Origin of the sequence: Paenibacillus sp. VT-400 (assembly GCF_001029205.1) — a bacterium.
GTDB lineage: Bacteria > Bacillota > Bacilli > Paenibacillales > Paenibacillaceae > Paenibacillus > Paenibacillus amylolyticus.
The window spans coordinates 421490-438649 of record NZ_LELF01000047.1 but is presented as its reverse complement, the minus strand read 5'-3'; the positions used below and the strand labels follow the sequence as shown (position 1 = coordinate 438649).

Annotated in this window: 11 protein-coding genes; 7 read left to right on the top strand and 4 right to left on the bottom strand. The window is 52.4% G+C overall.

From position 1 onward, the window contains the following. The first annotated feature begins 33 nt into the window (after positions 1-33). The 4 genes from EL84_RS04320 (at position 34) to EL84_RS30695 (ending at position 7682) form a co-directional block, all read left to right on the top strand. Entirely contained in the window at positions 34-1275 is a 1242-nt protein-coding gene (locus EL84_RS04320) for a DUF6385 domain-containing protein (RefSeq protein ID WP_047840838.1), read from the top strand. A gap of 78 nt (positions 1276-1353) precedes the next feature. Continuing rightward, entirely contained in the window at positions 1354-3636 is a 2283-nt protein-coding gene (locus EL84_RS04315) for a glycosyltransferase (protein WP_047840837.1), read from the top strand. Further along, the gene (locus EL84_RS30700) at positions 3593-5563 is read left to right on the top strand and encodes a glycosyltransferase (RefSeq protein ID WP_161799404.1); all 1971 of its coding nucleotides are present in this window, start codon (positions 3593-3595) and stop codon (positions 5561-5563) included. Before EL84_RS04315 ends, EL84_RS30700 begins: the two co-directional genes overlap by 44 nt. Positions 5564-5645: 82 nt before the next feature. Beyond that, positions 5646-7682, top strand: coding sequence for a glycosyltransferase (locus tag EL84_RS30695; RefSeq protein WP_082218837.1), 2037 nt, complete (start codon positions 5646-5648; stop codon positions 7680-7682). 274 nt (positions 7683-7956) lie between these two features. Here the strand turns inward: EL84_RS30695 and EL84_RS04300 are convergent, their stop codons facing one another. From EL84_RS04300 to EL84_RS04280, 4 genes are read right to left on the bottom strand one after another with little or no spacing between them, the layout of a single operon-like run. After that, positions 7957-8628 carry a class I SAM-dependent methyltransferase gene (locus tag EL84_RS04300; RefSeq protein ID WP_047840836.1) on the bottom strand — a complete coding sequence of 224 codons (672 nt, stop codon included), beginning with the start codon at positions 8626-8628 and terminating at the stop codon, positions 7957-7959. Further along, a complete protein-coding gene (locus EL84_RS32445; protein WP_235431485.1) occupies positions 8625-10166 on the bottom strand; it encodes a glycosyltransferase family 4 protein in 1542 nt (513 codons plus the stop codon). The genes EL84_RS04300 and EL84_RS32445 overlap by 4 nt, the downstream gene beginning before the upstream one ends. Position 10167: 1 nt before the next feature. Continuing rightward, on the bottom strand, positions 10168-11163 hold the full coding sequence (locus tag EL84_RS04285) for a glycosyltransferase (RefSeq protein WP_235431484.1): 996 nt from the start codon (positions 11161-11163) through the stop codon (positions 10168-10170). Next, positions 11160-12452, bottom strand: coding sequence for a tetratricopeptide repeat protein (locus EL84_RS04280; RefSeq protein WP_047840835.1), 1293 nt, complete (start codon positions 12450-12452; stop codon positions 11160-11162). Before EL84_RS04280 ends, EL84_RS04285 begins: the two co-directional genes overlap by 4 nt. 382 nt (positions 12453-12834) lie before the next feature. Here EL84_RS04280 and EL84_RS04275 point away from each other — a divergent pair, with 382 nt between their 5' ends. Genes EL84_RS04275 through cydD form a run of 3 tightly spaced genes read left to right on the top strand, consistent with a single transcriptional unit; the run spans position 12835 to position 17159 of the window. Beyond that, positions 12835-14250 carry a cytochrome ubiquinol oxidase subunit I gene (locus EL84_RS04275; protein ID WP_047840834.1) on the top strand — a complete coding sequence of 472 codons (1416 nt, stop codon included), beginning with the start codon at positions 12835-12837 and terminating at the stop codon, positions 14248-14250. Then, positions 14195-15250, top strand: a complete 1056-nt coding sequence (gene cydB / locus EL84_RS04270) for a cytochrome d ubiquinol oxidase subunit II (RefSeq protein ID WP_235431483.1) — start codon at positions 14195-14197, stop codon at positions 15248-15250. Before EL84_RS04275 ends, cydB begins: the two co-directional genes overlap by 56 nt. A gap of 1 nt (position 15251) precedes the next feature. Beyond that, positions 15252-17159, top strand: coding sequence for a thiol reductant ABC exporter subunit CydD (cydD, locus tag EL84_RS04265; RefSeq protein ID WP_047840832.1), 1908 nt, complete (start codon positions 15252-15254; stop codon positions 17157-17159). Position 17160 lies beyond the last annotated feature (1 nt).

The window sequence follows — 17160 nt, the reverse complement described above, 5'->3', positions numbered from 1 at the left end:
TCACAGATTTGACCAGGGAGGAGGACGAGGCACATGCCTAACTTTACAACGTTTAATACGAATCCGGATAATCTGAGAACGTTGATTTTTGGCCAGGATAGTACAGGCACAGCCCAGCCTGTCAGAACGGATACGAGCGGGAACGTGGTTGGCATTATTTTGGACGGAACGATCAGTAACATCTCAGGTCTGACCACGGTTACAATTAACGCCGGAACCATTACCAACATTCTGAACGGAACGATCACGAGTGTACTTGGAGCGACGATCACAGCAGGTACGATCAACAGTGTGCTTGGAGCCACAGTAACAGCAGGTACATTGACGAATTTGCTGAATGGTACGATCACAAGTGTATTAGGAGCAACTATCACGGCGGGAACGATTACCAGTGTGCTTGGGGCCACGGTGACCGCAGGAACATTGACGAACTTGCTGAATGGTACGATCACAAGTGTACTGGGAGCAACGATTACCGCCGGAACGATTACGAGTGTGCTCGGGGCTACGGTGACAGCGGGAACATTGACGAACTTGCTGAATGGTACGATCACAAGTGTATTGGGAGCGACGATTACCGCCGGAACGATCACGAGTGTGCTCGGGGCCACGATTACAGCGGGTACCATCACAGGTATACTCGGAGCGACAATAACCGCAGGAACACTCACGAACCTGTTGAACGGAACCATTACCAGCGTACTCGGTGCAACGGTAACAGCGGGTACGTTGACGAACTTGCTGAATGGTACGATCACGAGTGTATTGGGAGCAACGATTACCGCCGGAACACTTACAAACTTATTGAACGGAACCATCACAAGCGTACTTGGCGCAACTGTAACTGCAGGGACGTTGACAAATCTGCTGAATGGTACAATTACCAGCGTGCTGGGTGCTACAATTACCGCGGGAACACTTAGCAGTGTGACGTCCATTTCACAGAAGAGTTTTCAGGAGTCCCAACTCATAAGCACCCCGACCGCAAACACCTTCACAGCGCTCCCGGCGGTTACGACCAGTGTATTTGGCACGTATTCTTTCTTTGTATATAACCGGGGGCCGGGTGTAAACCGGGTAGATGCTCTTGTTGAGATTAGCGCCAACGGAACGAACTGGTACACGGATGTGACGACGGTAACGGGTATTTTGTCCGGGTCAGTCGATGTATTGGTACCGCAGCGTTTTCTCAAGTACACGCGTCTTTCCTACCGCTCCAGCCTAATCGGCGCACCAAGCACGATTGATGTGTTCTTCAATGGACAAGGCACATAACCCATTTATTTGTCATATAGGTACATGGAGTTCCTTTGGTGGACTTCATGTACTTTTTTGTATTGGAGGTGGTTGCATTTGAAGAACCGTTTACTTGGAATTCATATGATTGTGCAAAATGAAGAACATCAACTGCCCCGCTGTCTCGACAGCTTAAAGCATATCAGCACGGAATGTTTTATCACCGATACTGGCTCATCTGACCGTACACCCGAGATCGCCAGAACGTATGGAGCAACGGTGTTGCACGCCTGTTGGGAAGATGACTTTGCCCATGCACGAAATATCAGCCTGCCTCTGGCGAGCACGGAATGGGTCCTGTGTTTGGATGCCGATGAGTACGTTACGCAGGGATTGGAAGAACTGCTGAATTATTTACCTAAAGTCCATAAAAGCATTTCAAGATTACGTATTACCATAGAAAATCGATACGGCGAAGGGGTAGAAGAGAGCGTTATCTCTCGGCCGGTGAGGCTGTTCCGTGCTCATCAGGGGTATCGATATGCGGGACGCGTCCATGAGCAGTTGGTTCGTTGTATCCCAAGCAAGCTTGTCCTAGATCAGGCTACTGATATGGATAAGAGCGAGACCTATACCGATGAACAAAGCCAATTGATCGAGACTGAACCGCTTGCTCTATTATGTCTGATTCATGATGGATATCTGGCCTCTACAATTGCGAAAGAACATAAACCAAGACGTAATTTGAAACTGATTGAGCGTGAGTTACAGGATGAGCCTGCGCAGCCTTTTCACCTGTACAATCTGGGAGTAACGTATTGCCAGCTTGGTGAGGTTGAAAAGGCAATTGAAGCGTTCAGTGAATCATTACACCTGACAGAGTTGCTCGCACCATATCGACCTACACTGGTTAGAGATTATGCAAAGACCCTTGTGGGATCGGAACGTTACGACGAGGCGCATGCAATTCTGGCTGTGGAAAGACAGCGTTATCCATCTTATGCTGATCTGCACCTGTTGTATGGGGAGACGTTGGAGCTGCAAGGTTTGGAGGAGCGTGCATATCAATCGTATGCTCGAGCAACGGACTGTCGGGAGGGAATAGACCGTGTTGGACACAGTGATGGCGGTAGCACGTTAGACGCGTCATATGTAACGGAAGCGGGTTCTAACAGTTACAGAGCCTATACTGCGATGGCAAGACTTGCACAGAAACGGGGATTCTATAAAGAGTCTGCGCATCTGTACGGGCTGGCTCTGGACAGCATGTTCACATATGCTCCGGCATGGGCCGGGTTGGCAGACGTGCTGCAACTATCCGGTGAAACGGATGAGAACATAGCAGAAACATTACTTACCAGAAGCAGAGGAATCGGAGAGTCAGATCACGGTGATTTGATTCGTGGTGAAATGCCCCATTCATATGCAGTGACAAATGAGGATCATCTGGTGCAAATGATTTATGTTCTAACAGGCTGTGGAGCATATGAACAGGCATTGAAAATGCTGAATGCAGATTCGTGTACTGCTCGTATCCATGTAGCGGATCAAATACATTGGATGTTATGTGCGAATAGGGTTTCCGAAGCGCTGCAACTGGCAGAAGAACACTGGAGCGTGGGGTGTGTGCATGAAGTCAATCTGCCGGCTGAGCACAGAATGGATTGGGCACTGGCTTGTTGGACCAACGGATTACGATTATCCGAGGCATTCCTCGCAACTACGCTTCCACAAGAAAAGAACGTGTGGAAGGTCATGGATCGACTGCTGGATCAGTTAACCAAAGAGCCGCGAAGCATGAAACCTGCTTCACAAGAACAAAAGCTTATGCAATGGGGTCCGCAGGCAGAGATGGTAGCAGAAAAGGTTGTGCAGCAAGCCGTAAAGACAGGTCAGCTTACACTTGCTGAGCAACTGCATGAGTTGCGGGCCATGATGATGCGTGACCATTGGGGAACGGCTGTAACTTTACGACGGGAGTTTGCAAGTCTGCTGTATCGTCAGGGGTATACCATGGTAGCCGCGAACATCCTGATTCAGTGCATGACCGAGAGTGAGCTGGATGCCGAAGGGTTATTCTGGCTGGGTGAAACGCTGTATGCAAAAGGCCACAACGATCAAGCGCTGTCTCTGTTCGAGCAGGCTCTGGAGCGGGAGCCTGATATGTGGCAGGCCCGAGTTGGAGCGGCTGTATGTTACATGCGATTGGCAATGGAGGCGATTCGGCAGGAATTGGTTCGATCTCCTTCTTCAGGTGTACTCGCCGCACAACATAATGCACTGGAACAAAGGCTGCGAACGACCGAGGGTATGCCGTGGCGTACGCTTTTCCATGCCAAGGAAAGGAGGAATCAGCTTGCGAGCGGAACGAATTTCCCTATGCATGATCGTGAAGGATGAGGAAGAGTTGCTGCCTCATTGTCTTGCCAGTGTCCAGGGAGCGGTGGACGAAATTATTGTGGTGGACACCGGTTCATCGGACCGAAGCGCAGAGATTGCGCAGCAATATGGCGCGTTGGTTGTGGGGTTTGAGTGGTGCGAAGATTTTGCCGCAGCACGGAATGCTGGCCTGGAGCGCGCTTCCGGCGACTGGATTCTCTTTCTTGATGCGGACGAGGCGCTCGATAGGGCTGCGCGGGAGCAGATCAGGAGCTGGACGTCGGTCAGCGGATGTGACGGATTGTTTTTAAACATTCATAACTATACAGGTACGGGTCAGCAGGGGGTTACCGTGAATCCGGTTTTGCGTCTCTTCCGTAATGCCCCGGAGCATCGGTTCGAAGGTCGAATTCATGAGCAGATTGCGGCGGCGATCTGTCGTGGGAATCCAGAGGCTGCATTTCATGTGACGGACATGGTCATCCATCATTATGGGTATCAGACGGCGATTGTGGAGCGCAAAGATAAGGTGAACCGCAATGTCCGCCTGCTGCAACAGGCAGTGGAGGAAGAACCGGATCAGCCGTTCCATCACTATAATCTGGGTGTCGAGTATCTGCGTGTGGGGGAAGCGGAGCGGGCGTTGGAGACGTTTGGTGTGGCTCGGATGGGGATTGATCCTGCGGTGACCAGTTACGCGCATTTGCTGTTCAAATATGAAGTTCGTTGTCTCCAGCATCTGAATCGCTGGCAGGAGGCATTAGATCGCATCGATGCTGCGCTTGAACTCTTTCCAGAGTACACGGATCTGATGCACCATCGCGGGGTATGTGCAGACGCATTGGGTGATGCAGATCGGGCAGAATATTCGCTGCGTGAAGCTGTCCGTATGGGACCACCTCCACCCATATACCATACGGAAGAAGGCATCGGCACCTATCAGACGTGGTATACGTTAGGACGATTACTGGAAGGAAGGGCAGATCTGGAGGGTGCGGTAGATGCTTACGTGGAAGCGGTACGTGCCAAATCGAGTCTGTTACCGCCGCTCTATCGGATATTCCGAATTATGCGAGTCTCCGGGCAGGAACATCAGATTCCAGAGCTGGTGAGGGAGCGCTTTGCACTCAGTTCGGAAGAGGCCACACACAAAGTATTGGGTATTCTGGAGCAATCTCGTTGTTATGATGCGGCTCTGCAATTGTTATCGGGTATATCCTCACAACCTTCCGCAGAGATGAGGGAGCGTTTATCTGTGGCGGAGGCGATGCTCCAAATCCAACAGGGAAGATGGAACAAGGCGCGTCTGAAACTGGAACCTGTGCAGCGGAAAAAAGGGCTGCTCGCGATCTCGTCTGCCCGATGGCTCGAACGTTTGGAGTGGATAGAAGGGAAGGAATTCAACGGAGATGATCCACTAACGTTGTGGTTGAAGCGTAGTTCGCAGGTGGGTGAAGGAACGAATGAGGAATCGGCTGTGCAGACAGGGCGAATTGCTGGTCTGAGAGCGACAAAGAAGAAGGATATGAACTCCAGCATGGGCGTAACGGTTGCGGGAGCAGAGTATGATGGCTGGCAGGCGCTCGGACTGATGATGGAAGGATGTGTACAGTCAGGGAGATGGAAAGAGCTGCATAGCCTGATTCAGATGTGTCGACAGCAATTGGCGGGAGAAGGATTATCGGTGCGACAGAGCGTTCGAGTGGGAGAGAAGGAGAAAGAGATGGAAGGGAAAAAGGAAAACGGGAAGGTGAGTGACATTGAGTCGTTCCCTGGGGCTTCGGATACCCTGACGGGAACAAGCTGGCTGGTGAAAGGATTGGTCAGTGCTGCGGATCATCATCTGGAGGTGTTCGCTCAGCATGCAGATGGACAGCGGCACCGTTGTTGGCCTGTCGTTCAGCATATTCGGCTGGAGTTGCCGGGAGCGGACGGGTTTGAGAGCTGAGAGGGGATCAGGCAGGTCCGGGGGTTCAACTTAATTCAGCGGGCTAATGGGTGGGGCTGAACTCCGTTGGTGAGGGGTGGTGATGAATATGGGTATAGGGATTAGTTTGTGTATGATCGTGAAGGATGAAGCCGGTTCACTCCAGCGGTGTTTGAATGCAGTCAGGGATGTTGTGGATGAGATCATAATTGTGGATACCGGATCGGTAGATAATACAATCGAAATTGCCCGTCTCCATGGTGCCGTTGTAATTCGTACGGAATGGAACGGAGATTTCAGTGAAGCCCGTAATCTGTCGCTGGCCGCTGCTACGAAACCGTGGATTCTGGTGCTTGATGCGGATGAGGTATGGGTACAGACCCCTCAGATGAAGACAGAACTCATGCGGTTGTTAGCGGCAAGTAGGGATGACGTGTGGGGATACTGGATACAGGTCACAAGTCTGCTGGGTGTGTCCGGTGAAGAGCATGTGACGGATGCGGTGTGTCGTTTGTTCCGAAATGATCCCCGAATTGCTTTTCAGGGCAGAATTCATGAAGAGATTGCTTCTTCCATCATGGCACTGGCTCCGCAAGGTGTGCTTCATTCTGGACTTGAAGTCATTCATTACGGATATCTGGAGCAGGTGATTACCGACAAAAATAAAGGCGCACGGAACATGCAGTTGATTCGTTTCGCGTTGAATCAGGAGGGCGATCAACCGGAGTTGTTATATGCTCTGGCCGCAGAATGGTTTCAGCAAGCGAAGTATGATGAAGCACTCCGTTTGTTACAGCCATTATTGGCACAGCTTAAGCCGGAGTGTGGATATCACTCGGATCTGGTGCTGAAAACGGCTTACGCCTGGCGAGAGATTGGCAGCCCGGAACGGGCGCTTGCTGTAGTGGAAGCATGGGCGCCCGTGTATGAGGATTTTCCGGATTTGTTGGAGTTTGGTGCTGTACTTGAACTGGATCAAGGGAGAGAGGACGTGGCCTTGAATTGGTTAAAACAGGCTAAATCAGCTGCTTCCACAGCCAACAGGTATACATCAGTCTCTGGTGCTGGAACCTACCGTAGCCTGACGCTGGAAGGCATGGCATATGAGCGGGCTGGCCGCTGGGCAGAGGCAGAAGCCGCGTACATAGCGGCGCTGGGCATGCAACCCGGCAGCATGGCTGCATGGCAGCGGCTGTTGTTGCTGGCCGCAGCCACAGGGCGGCCGCATGCCATCGCCAGCGTCGCAGCCCGGGTAAGCTTGCCACCTGCGGCATGGCAAGCGTTGATCCCGGCCGCGCTTGCCGCGCATCGGCCGGAGTGGCTGCTACGCCATGCGGCGGCGCTTGCTGGCCCGCTGCGGGCACAGCCGCTGGCCGCCGGGCTTGCACTGGCCCAGCTGGGCCAGGATGCCGCGGCTCGGGCGGCTTTGCAGCCCTGGGCGGCACATGCGCAGCACGGGCCAGAGGCGGCCCTAGCGCTGTGGGCGCTGGGTCACAAGCAGCCCGGCAGGCGCAACGCCCGAGCGGCGGCTCGCCATGCGGCAGCGCTGCCCGCCGCGGCCCACGCCGCCGAGGCGCTGCTGCTGCGCGGGGCCACGGCCCGCAGCAGCGGCCTGGCGTGCAGCCCGCCCCGCGGCGCAGCGCCAGGCGGCCCGACCGCGCCTGCGCCGGGCGGCGTGCTCGCGTCTGCGCAAGCGCTCGCCGGCGTAGGCGCCTGGGCCGCATGGCTGCGCCTGCTGCAAGCCCTGCCGCCTCGCGGCGCGCTGGCGTTGCTTGCAGCGCTTCCGCCTGCGGCACGCTGCGGGATGCTGCGCGCACCCGCGAGCGTCCGCGAAGGGCTGCTTGCGCTATGCGGCACGCCTGACGGCGCGCAGCAGCCCCACGCGGACGAAGTGCCCGCCTCGGAGCGCACCGCTCACGCGCTCCTCGCGGGCACGCTCGCGCTGCTCGCTGGGCGGCAGAGCCTGGCGCGTGAATGGGCCGAATCGGCCCAACTCACTGCGCGGCAACCTGCCGCCACAGGTCGCCCGGCGAAAACAATCCCACCGGGCCTGCACACCCTGCTGCGCCTGACAGCACCCGGCGCAGCCTCTGCTGATGAATACACCAACCAGTGCAACATGTTACTGGTACACCTATAATTTCCTTTAATCTTTAATCTTTAATCTTTAATCTTTAATCTTTAATCCCTAATTCCTAATTCCTAATTCCTAATCTCTTATTCCTAGTCTCTAGTCCCCAACCTCCATCCCCACATATTCCCGCAATAGCCCATCCGATTGAAATTGCAAAAGCAACGGAGCTACCGGTAATCGGAGCATTGCCCGAACCGTGTATTGTTCCGTTGCTAATGGGTCGAGCCCTTAAGCCCTCAATTTTCCACTCTGCACTTAAATCAACGTAACCCAATTTGTCTCAACCTTTGCATATCACCGCTCGAAAACAGCGGATCGGCGTGCCGTACATATCAGACCAGATGGCATCGTCTGGCTCTTTCACATTCAGCTTATCTTCAATGGTTAATCCGGTGACAGCCATGATCGTCTCCAGCAGATCCGGCCGCATCTCGGGCACATCGAAGGTAGCGATTAACTGTCCATTTGGCTTCAGTACCCGGGCGAATTCCCGAAACGCCCGCAGCATTGTGCCTGTATCCAGATGCTCCAGTACAGAGATACAGAACACCCGGTCGAACTTACCCGACTCGTACGGAAGCTGGGCCAGATTGGCTTTTGCACGGTGCAATCGGACGAGAGTTGATTCCGGCAGATCCTGAGCGGCTTGCTCGCCAAAGTCAGAAACGATATCCAGTCTTATCGCCTCTTCAGACAAAATACGTTCATCCCAGTCACAGGCGTGAACCTCGCGGCAGTTCTCTGCAAGCCAGAATTTGAATGGATGGGAGATGCCGCAGGCTGCATCAAGGACCACATCATCTGGACGTGCAAACCGCCGGGCCCATTCATATTCGTAGGGACGGCTCCACCATGCCGGATGCAGCGGGAAGACCAATGTGTCCGTTTTAGGGTCACTTTGCCGAATGTATCTTGATTCCATGAATTCCGTTGCCTTGGGCGTATCCATCATCCCCGAATTCCCTCCTTTAATCCTGTCTCTGCCAAAAAAGATTCCAACACCGTGCTCCACCGGCTCCGCCACCTGGCAAGATCATAGGACAGTGCAGTCTCGCGCGCATAGATTCCCAGTCGTTCTCGCTCGGCCCGATCCTGTACAAGACGTACCAGTGCAGCGGTTAGTTCCTGCTCACCAGGAGGTACCAGTAGCCCATTAAAACCATCCTGAATCAGATCATTCAATCCGCCAACATTGGAGGCAATTACCGGAAGTCCACAGCTCATCGCTTCCAGACAGGCATAGGAGGTGCCTTCCGAGAACACAGTTGGAATCACAGCGATATCTGCCTGATGGTAGGCCTCCCGAATATCCCGGAAATCATACGTGCGCTGGTTAATTCGCTCCGCATGTGGATGAGTACGATGCCAGTAACGAAAGACTCTCCCGACTGTACTGCCTTCGACCAGTTCCCCGGCAAATTCAACCTCCAGATCTGGAAAGGCTCCAAGTAGTTTATCCGCCGCCAGCATCATTGGAATAATACCCCGTTCCATGCTGATGCGGCGTGGATAGATAATGCGAATTGGGCGGGGAGAGGTCACACGGGCATCCACAGTTTTCTTTTCAGCCTGTCCCTGAATGGTGACATTAACCTGATACTCAGCATCTGCTTCTACCAGAATCTCCGTAGCCCAATCCTTTGAATTCCGGTGGTTATGAGCAAACCTATACGTTTCGCCATCTGCCTCGACTTCTTCCAGTTTCGATAAATTCAAATGGAAATCTACCGTTTCTTTCTCCTCTCGTTCTTGATCGCTATCTGTATCCCCACCTCCATCTCTGTTAGCCTTACCACTGTCCGCTCCATCACGACTCATTCCACCCTTGCCTTCTACAGCTTGCACCCCTGATATAACTGCACCAACATTTTCTTCATGACTCGCCAGATCATTCTTCCATGCGACAAGCCATTCGTCTTCCTGATTCTGCTCGAAGGTTCGTGTTGGTGGGGCTGGTGTGAAATAAGACGTATCCACCGCATTGGGAATCAGGACAACCTGCCTTGGATCGGTATAGGTGCACGCAGCCCGGCAAAAGGTCTGGAAATGAGAATCCACGGATACAATGCGCACGAGTCCATCCAGAGCCAGTTGAATATGTTCCGCGACTTGTTGTTTGGTCTCCAGTGGCAGTCCGGGACGATCCCAGTTAATGCCGTGACAGATGCCAAGACTGCCGGGTTTGTAGGTGATGGGTTGCCACAGACAGCTGGCATAGATCACGGGGCCGCGCGCTGCTGCTGCCATCCGGTCAAAGGCTTCCGGTACATTATCCATGTCGTACGAATAACCAAATACGTCAATCTGCTCCGTCCGAGTCTGGAATGCTTCAAAATAGGACAGTTGATGAACTTCGGGAATATGCCCGAGTCCTCGGATGACACTGCACAGATCCAGAATATATCGCTCCAGTCCACCACCAAATACACGACCGAATTCCCGGTTGTACCCGTCGGTGAAACTATGCGTCAGAATACTCACCACGCCCATCTCACGGTCCCTCCTTCCAGGGAATCAGCCGAGGTTCCGGATCGAGAATAGACTCGTAGTGTGCAAGATTGCCCCACTCACCGCCAGGATCAATGCGCTTGTAACGCAAATATTTACGAACCCGGTCCTCCAGACTGCCTGCCCAGCCGAGGTGCTGAACCTTCAATTCCGTGCTGACTCCAGGCAATACCGTGCAGGACAAGGGAAGACGGGGAACATGATGATTCTGTTGTGGATAAAAATAAGGATATCCAGGCATATATCGTACAAGTGAAGCGGTATGACGTTTGTGCAGAGACCAGAGATCATCTTCCCGGTAGTGGGTCCGGCCACCCCACATATCGTAGAATCGGAATGCAAACCAGTCCGCATACTCCTGATTAATCAGAGTGCGTATGGCTTTCTTGGCCTCTGAGCTGTACAGCTCATCCGCATCAACTGAGAGCAACCAGTCGGGACATGTTCCCGCAGCCGCTTGCCACAAGGTATTGCGAAGTCGCCATTCCTCGGCGAACAGCGGTTTCTCCAATACCTCCAGACGGACCACCTTTGGATAGGCTTTGCATATGTCCGGTGTTCCGTCTGTGCTGGCATCGTCCACAATGACGATCTCATCCACGAACTCACTCAGATCATGCAATACTTCTTCAAGGTATCGGCCACGTTCATTGCGAACCTGGAGCACGGCGGTCAGCTTGTTGCCTTTGTTTTTGCGAACCCGACGAATGGAGAAGGGTTCTTTGAATATACTTGTTTCCTCATGTGTTACAGCAGCATTCTGTTCTGCCTGACCTTGTGAATCATTCCAGTGATGCACTTGGCTTCGGATGTCCTGCGTTGGTTGTGCATGAACCGGGGTGTGATCGCCATTTCCCAATGCGTCTGTATGTGTTCGATCGACTGTTTCGGTTGGCGTGTAAGTGGTTTCGGTTCGGATATCCCTGTGCACCATTGGCCCATTCAACTGTTGTCTACGCTTCTTCGGGTCCAGCATCATGGCACCTCCCCAAGCAATTGCTGTACAGCATGATCCAACAGCTCCAGCTCCACAATCCGGGCCAGCGCATCTTCATCCTCCAGTGCTGTCTCAAGGAAATGTCGGACTGCCCCGTGTCGTTCCCCTCGCAGTGCCAGCGCACTGCCGGATAATTGCTGGTAATCCCGGCGACTGGCATCATCCTGAATATCGACTGCATGCACCAGAGCCAGTGCTTCTTCCACACGTCCAGTCTCCTGGTAGATGCGGAATTTCCAATGTCTCGCCGTTTCTCCGCCAAGTTCGTCCAGGATACGCAGGGCGTTTCCGTAATCATCGTTCATACGGAGTAGTTCCGCTCGTACAAGTTGATCTTCTCCTGCCTCAAACCAGCGACAGAGCTGTTCATAATGATGCCGTTCTTGTTCATCTGCTGCACTAATTCCATATACCCGCAGGGCGTCCTCCAACTGTCCAGCCCGGGCATGGATGGCAGACAGGAATCGATAATGGGAGACCACACAATCACTGCGACCATTCATGACCGCATGGGTGAAGGCCTCTTGCAACGAATGGACGGCCCGCGGATCTTCAAGCAAGTACTCATAGGCTGCCAGCAAAAAGGATATCGTCTCATGTGCACCTGCTTTGGCACGGAGCTGACGGTAGAAGTCGGCACGTACACTGCATTGAAGCAGGGTGACGCTATCTGGAGTGCCTGACAGGATCTGCCGTAGCGCATGCAAGAAGAGCAGTTCGTAGTCCCGGAGAGGGACTTCGAGATCATCCTTTTGCATCGTACCCGCAGGTGCAGGGTCTTCTCCGCCCAGCCAGATGGCACGTACGCCTTGGAATAACAGCTTCATATAACGTGTTTCGGAGGATGTGCCTACCAGATCGGCGATGCCGACCAGTTTGGAAATACTGCTCTCCCATAGCGGAGATTCTGCTTCGTTTCCAGCAGGCTCAGGGAGCAGGGCAATACATAGCTCAGGCTCCAGCGAAGCCGTAGCTATTAGCCAGTAGGGATGGGCGACCACGGCTACGGTGCGAGGTTCCAGCAATAGCTGCTCAGCCTCAGGGAGGGAGATGGCGGTAATGACCGGAGGTACATCTTCTGTTTGCGTCAGGCTGCTGACATAGTAGACCTCTCCCTCGATCGACAGCAGTGCAGCAATATCGGGATAGGGAAAGGATGACCAGCCTCCTTTGCGAGGGAAGAGAACATACCGGACAGGGGGCTGTGTTGTACTGGCCTTATCCAGGCTGGCTTCGGCGTCTTCACCTGGTAGTGGTGCAGGTTTTTCCATGAATAGTTCACCTCACCTTGACTGTAATATGGAGCGTCTTCACTCTGCATGTGCTTCATGCTTTCACTTCATATGTAAAGCCCTCACGGTACTTCGCATGATATGCCTGAGACTAACATATGGGCATTCCGTCCCAAACATGAGTATCTTCCATGAATAGATGCAGTTGGCATGCTGTGATAATAGGCTGAATTTTATCTTTTGTGTGACCAGGATCACTTTTTTTTGCTCTAGAGACGAAGATTGTGATAATTCTCACATGTATAAAATAGGTAATCTGGCACAATACGTTCATCAACGTATTTGGCGGACAGACAGCGAAGGTGCAGCTTCAATGCCAAATACGCATACTGCGAAGTGAACAGAAAGAAGGGGTAACGGTATGGATCCGATTATGTTATCGCGTATCCAATATGCACTTACAACGATTTTCCATTTCTTTTTTGTCCCGCTATCCATCGGTCTTGTACTGTTGGTTGCAATCATGGAGACGTTGTACGTTGTTAAGGGTAAGGAGATCTACAAAACGATGGCCAAGTTCTGGGGCAAGCTGTTCCTGATTAACTTTGCCGTCGGGGTAGTCACAGGTATTTTGCAAGAGTTCCAGTTTGGTATGAACTGGTCCGAGTACTCCCGATTTGTCGGGGACGTGTTCGGTGCGCCACTGGCTATTGAAGCGCTACTGGCGTTTTTTATGGAGTCTACATTTATTGGATTGTGGATATTTGGATGGGATCGTTTGTCCAAAAAAGTGCATCTGGCCTGCATCTGGCTGGTGTTTGTCGGCACATTCCTGTCCGCGCTGTGGATTCTGGCAGCCAATTCATTTATGCAACATCCTGTTGGGTTTGAGATTAACAACGGCCGAGCCGAGATGAATGATTTTTTTGCACTCATCACAAATGGTCAGCTTCTCGTTGAGTTCCCACATACAATCTTTGGGGCATTGATGACAGGGGCCTTCGTCGTAACCGGGATCAGTGCCTACAAATTGATGAAAAAGCAGGATGTGGAGATCTTCCGCAAATCGTTTAATATTGCGATCATTATCGCTCTTGTTTCTTCATTCGGCGTCGCATTCTCGGGTCACTTCCAGGCGCAATATCTGGTGGAGACACAGCCGATGAAGATGGCAGCCAGTGAGGGCACATGGACAACGACAGAAGATCCGGCGCCATGGACGGTGGTCGCTTTTATTGACCCGGATAAACAGGAGAGTACGGGTGAGATCAAAATCCCTGGATTGCTCAGTTATCTGTCCTACAGCAAGTTCTCCGGTAGTGTCAAAGGCATGAAGGAGCTTCAAGCTGAGTATGAACAGACGTATGGACCGGGGGACTACATCCCGCCGGTACGGACAACATTCTGGAGTTTCCGCATTATGATCGCAGCGGGTGGTTTAATGATTGCATTGGCGCTATACGGTACGTTCCTAGCCATGCGTAAGAAGCTGGAGGTCGCTGGAAAGTGGTTTATGCGTCTGATGGTGTTCGCCATCTCCCTGCCGTTTATCGCCAATACGTCAGGTTGGATTATGACCGAGGTAGGAAGACAGCCATGGACAGTATTTGGCTATATGACAACCGAAGCCGGGGTCTCGCCGAACGTATCCGCAGGCATGATCCTGTTCTCGACCATCGCTTTTACCGCTGCGTATACGGTTCTCGGAATCGTGATGGTATACCTGTTCGTACGTGAGATCAAAGCAGGACCGTTTGCGGTCGAGAAGCCAGAAGATCACGATGAATCGGCCGATCCGTTCGGCGTGGATGGAGGTTATTCCGTTGTCACTAAGTGAGTTGTGGTTTTTGCTGATTGCCGTATTGTTTGTTGGTTTCTTCTTTTTGGAAGGTTTTGATTTTGGTGTGGGGATGTCTACAGGCATTATTGCCAAAACAGATCGTGAACGCCGGACCCTGATTAACTCAATCGGTCCGTTCTGGGATGGTAATGAAGTATGGCTGATTACGGCAGGGGGCGCGATGTTTGCTGCCTTCCCGCACTGGTATGCCACGTTGTTCAGTGGTTTTTACCTGCCACTTGTGGTGGTGTTACTCGCCTTGATTGGCCGCGGAGTTGCGTTCGAATTCCGCAGTAAAATGAAACAGCAGCGCTGGCGCAAAACATGGGACATCATCATTGTTGTCTCCAGCGCGCTGTTGCCTTTCCTGTTCGGCGTGGTTTTTGCCACGCTGATGAAGGGTCTGCCCATTGATGGGGAGATGCAGTTGCGTGCAGGATTCCTCGATATTGTTAATCCGTACACCGTGATTGGTGGCTTGAGTGTAACCCTGCTGTGTCTGGTTCATGGATTGCTGTTTGCATCACTACGAACAGTAGGTGATCTCAGAGAGCGTGCCTTGAAGACAGCTCAAAAATTGATGCTGCCGCTGGCTGCACTGCTCGCTGTTTACGCATTAATGACGTATTTCATGACCGATGTATTCACCGTACGCGGTTGGGCTCTTTGGATTATGGTTGTACTTGGTGCAGTCTCGCTTGCACTTGCGGCCTACTTTGTTCGTCAGAAGCGTGAAGGCTGGGCTTTTGGTATGACTGGGGCAGTGATTGCAATTGCCTTTGCCTCGGTCTTTATCGGACTTTTCCCAAGAGTGATGGTGAGTTCCTTTGGAGCGGCGTATGACCTGACTGTATACAATGCCGCATCGGGTGCGTATTCATTGAAAGTAATGACCATTGTAGCTTGCACATTGCTGCCGTTTGTTCTTGGCTATCAGATCTGGAGTTATTATATCTTCCGCAAACGTCTGAACGAGCAGCACCACCTGGAGTACTGATATGGGACGGGGGCTAATGAAGCTGCCGGGCATCCGGCCGGTACTTGCGCTGGCATCAGCGCTGGTGCTGCTACAGGCGATGACGATCATTATGCAAGCCAAATGGCTGGCACAGGCCATCACGGCATTGTTTGAAGGTTCATCCGTAACGGAGCAGTACCCGATACTGCTGCTGTTCCTGGCTGCTTTTGCCGCCCGCTACGCCCTATCCTTCTGGTTACAACTCGTGACTTCACGATATGCGGAGAAGACAGGGACTGATCTGCGCAGACAGATGGTGGAGCAGTGGTTCAGGCTCGGGCCGCGTTATGCCAAGACAGAGGGCACAGGCCATCTGGTCACACTGGCACGTGAGGGAACAGCTCAATACAAGACGTATCTGGAACTATTCATTCCTCGCGTGCTGGGCATAGGATTCACACCCATCGTCATTTTGCTGTATGTGTTCAAGCTGGATCTGATGTCCGGGGTTATTCTGATGCTGACACTCCCAATCCTGATCGTATTCATGATTCTGATTGGCCTCGCAGCTCAGCGTAAGATAGACGGACAATTCAGATCCTACAGAGCACTCGCTAACCATTTTGTTGATACCCTGCGGGGGCTGGAAACGCTAAAAACATTGGGACAGAGCAAAACACATGAAGGGTCCATTCTACGCGTCAGTCAGCGGTATCGGAAAGCAACGATGTCTACTCTGCGCATGGCTTTTCTCTCTTCGTTTGCACTCGATTTCTTTACGATGTTGTCCGTTGCTTCCGTAGCAGTTGGTCTGGGATTACGTCTGACAGAAGGGCATATGCTGCTTGGCCCTGCGCTGACGGTACTGATCTTGGCACCCGAATATTTCCTGCCTGTACGTATGCTCGGCGCTGATTATCATGCCACATTGGACGGTAAGGAAGCTGGAGCGGCTATCAACCAAGTGATTGAACGGGGGAAAGCTGCTGAACGGAAACAGAAAGAAGCTTATGCAAACGTTGTTGCGCATGTGGACATGGCAGAGGATGGGACGGGATCTGCATCATTGTCTTTGGGTAAAAGGAAAGCCGCTACTTCGACCATACGTGTCGTGTTGAATGATAAAGCGGCTGCGGGGCATCTTGCTCCTGCTTCTGCTTCTACTACTCCTGAGCTTGTTTCTTCCTCTTCCTCGGTGTTCTCTTGGAATGAGAATAGCAGATTGGCACTAACGGATGTACAGGTACGGCATGATGATGAAGGTCCTTATTCGCTAAAGGATGTCACATTTCAGATCACGGGTCTTGGCAAAATTGGTGTTATTGGTGCCAGCGGAGCAGGAAAGTCCACGTTGATTGACGTATTGGCTGGATTTCAGCTGCCTTCTTCAGGTCAAGTACTGGCTAACGGCCAGCCGGTTACACCAGATATGCTCGAATCTTGGCAAAAACAGACGGCAGCTATCCCGCAGCATCCGTATATCTTTAGTGGAAGTCTGGCTGATAACGTTCGTTTTTACATGCCGGAGGCTTCGGATGCGGAAGTGGCCAAGGCCATTAGCGCAGCTGGATTAACCAAGCTACTGTCTTCGTTATCCGGTGGGCTGCATGAGCTAATTGGGGCTGGCGGCAGACAGCTCAGTGGTGGGCAGGAGCAACGCGTGGCGCTGGCAAGGGCCTTGCTTAGTAAACGAAACATCCTGTTGCTTGATGAACCGACAGCACATCTGGATGTGGAAACAGAGTATGAACTGAAACAGACGATGCTGCCGCTGTTTGAAGGAAAACTTGTATTTTTGGCTACCCATCGTCTGCACTGGATGCCGCATATGGATCGAATTATTGTCATGGATGGCGGCACAGTGGCAGAGACGGGAACACATCAGGAATTGCTGGCACGACAAGGCGTATATTATCAGATGATTCAGGCCCAGATGGAGGCGATATAAA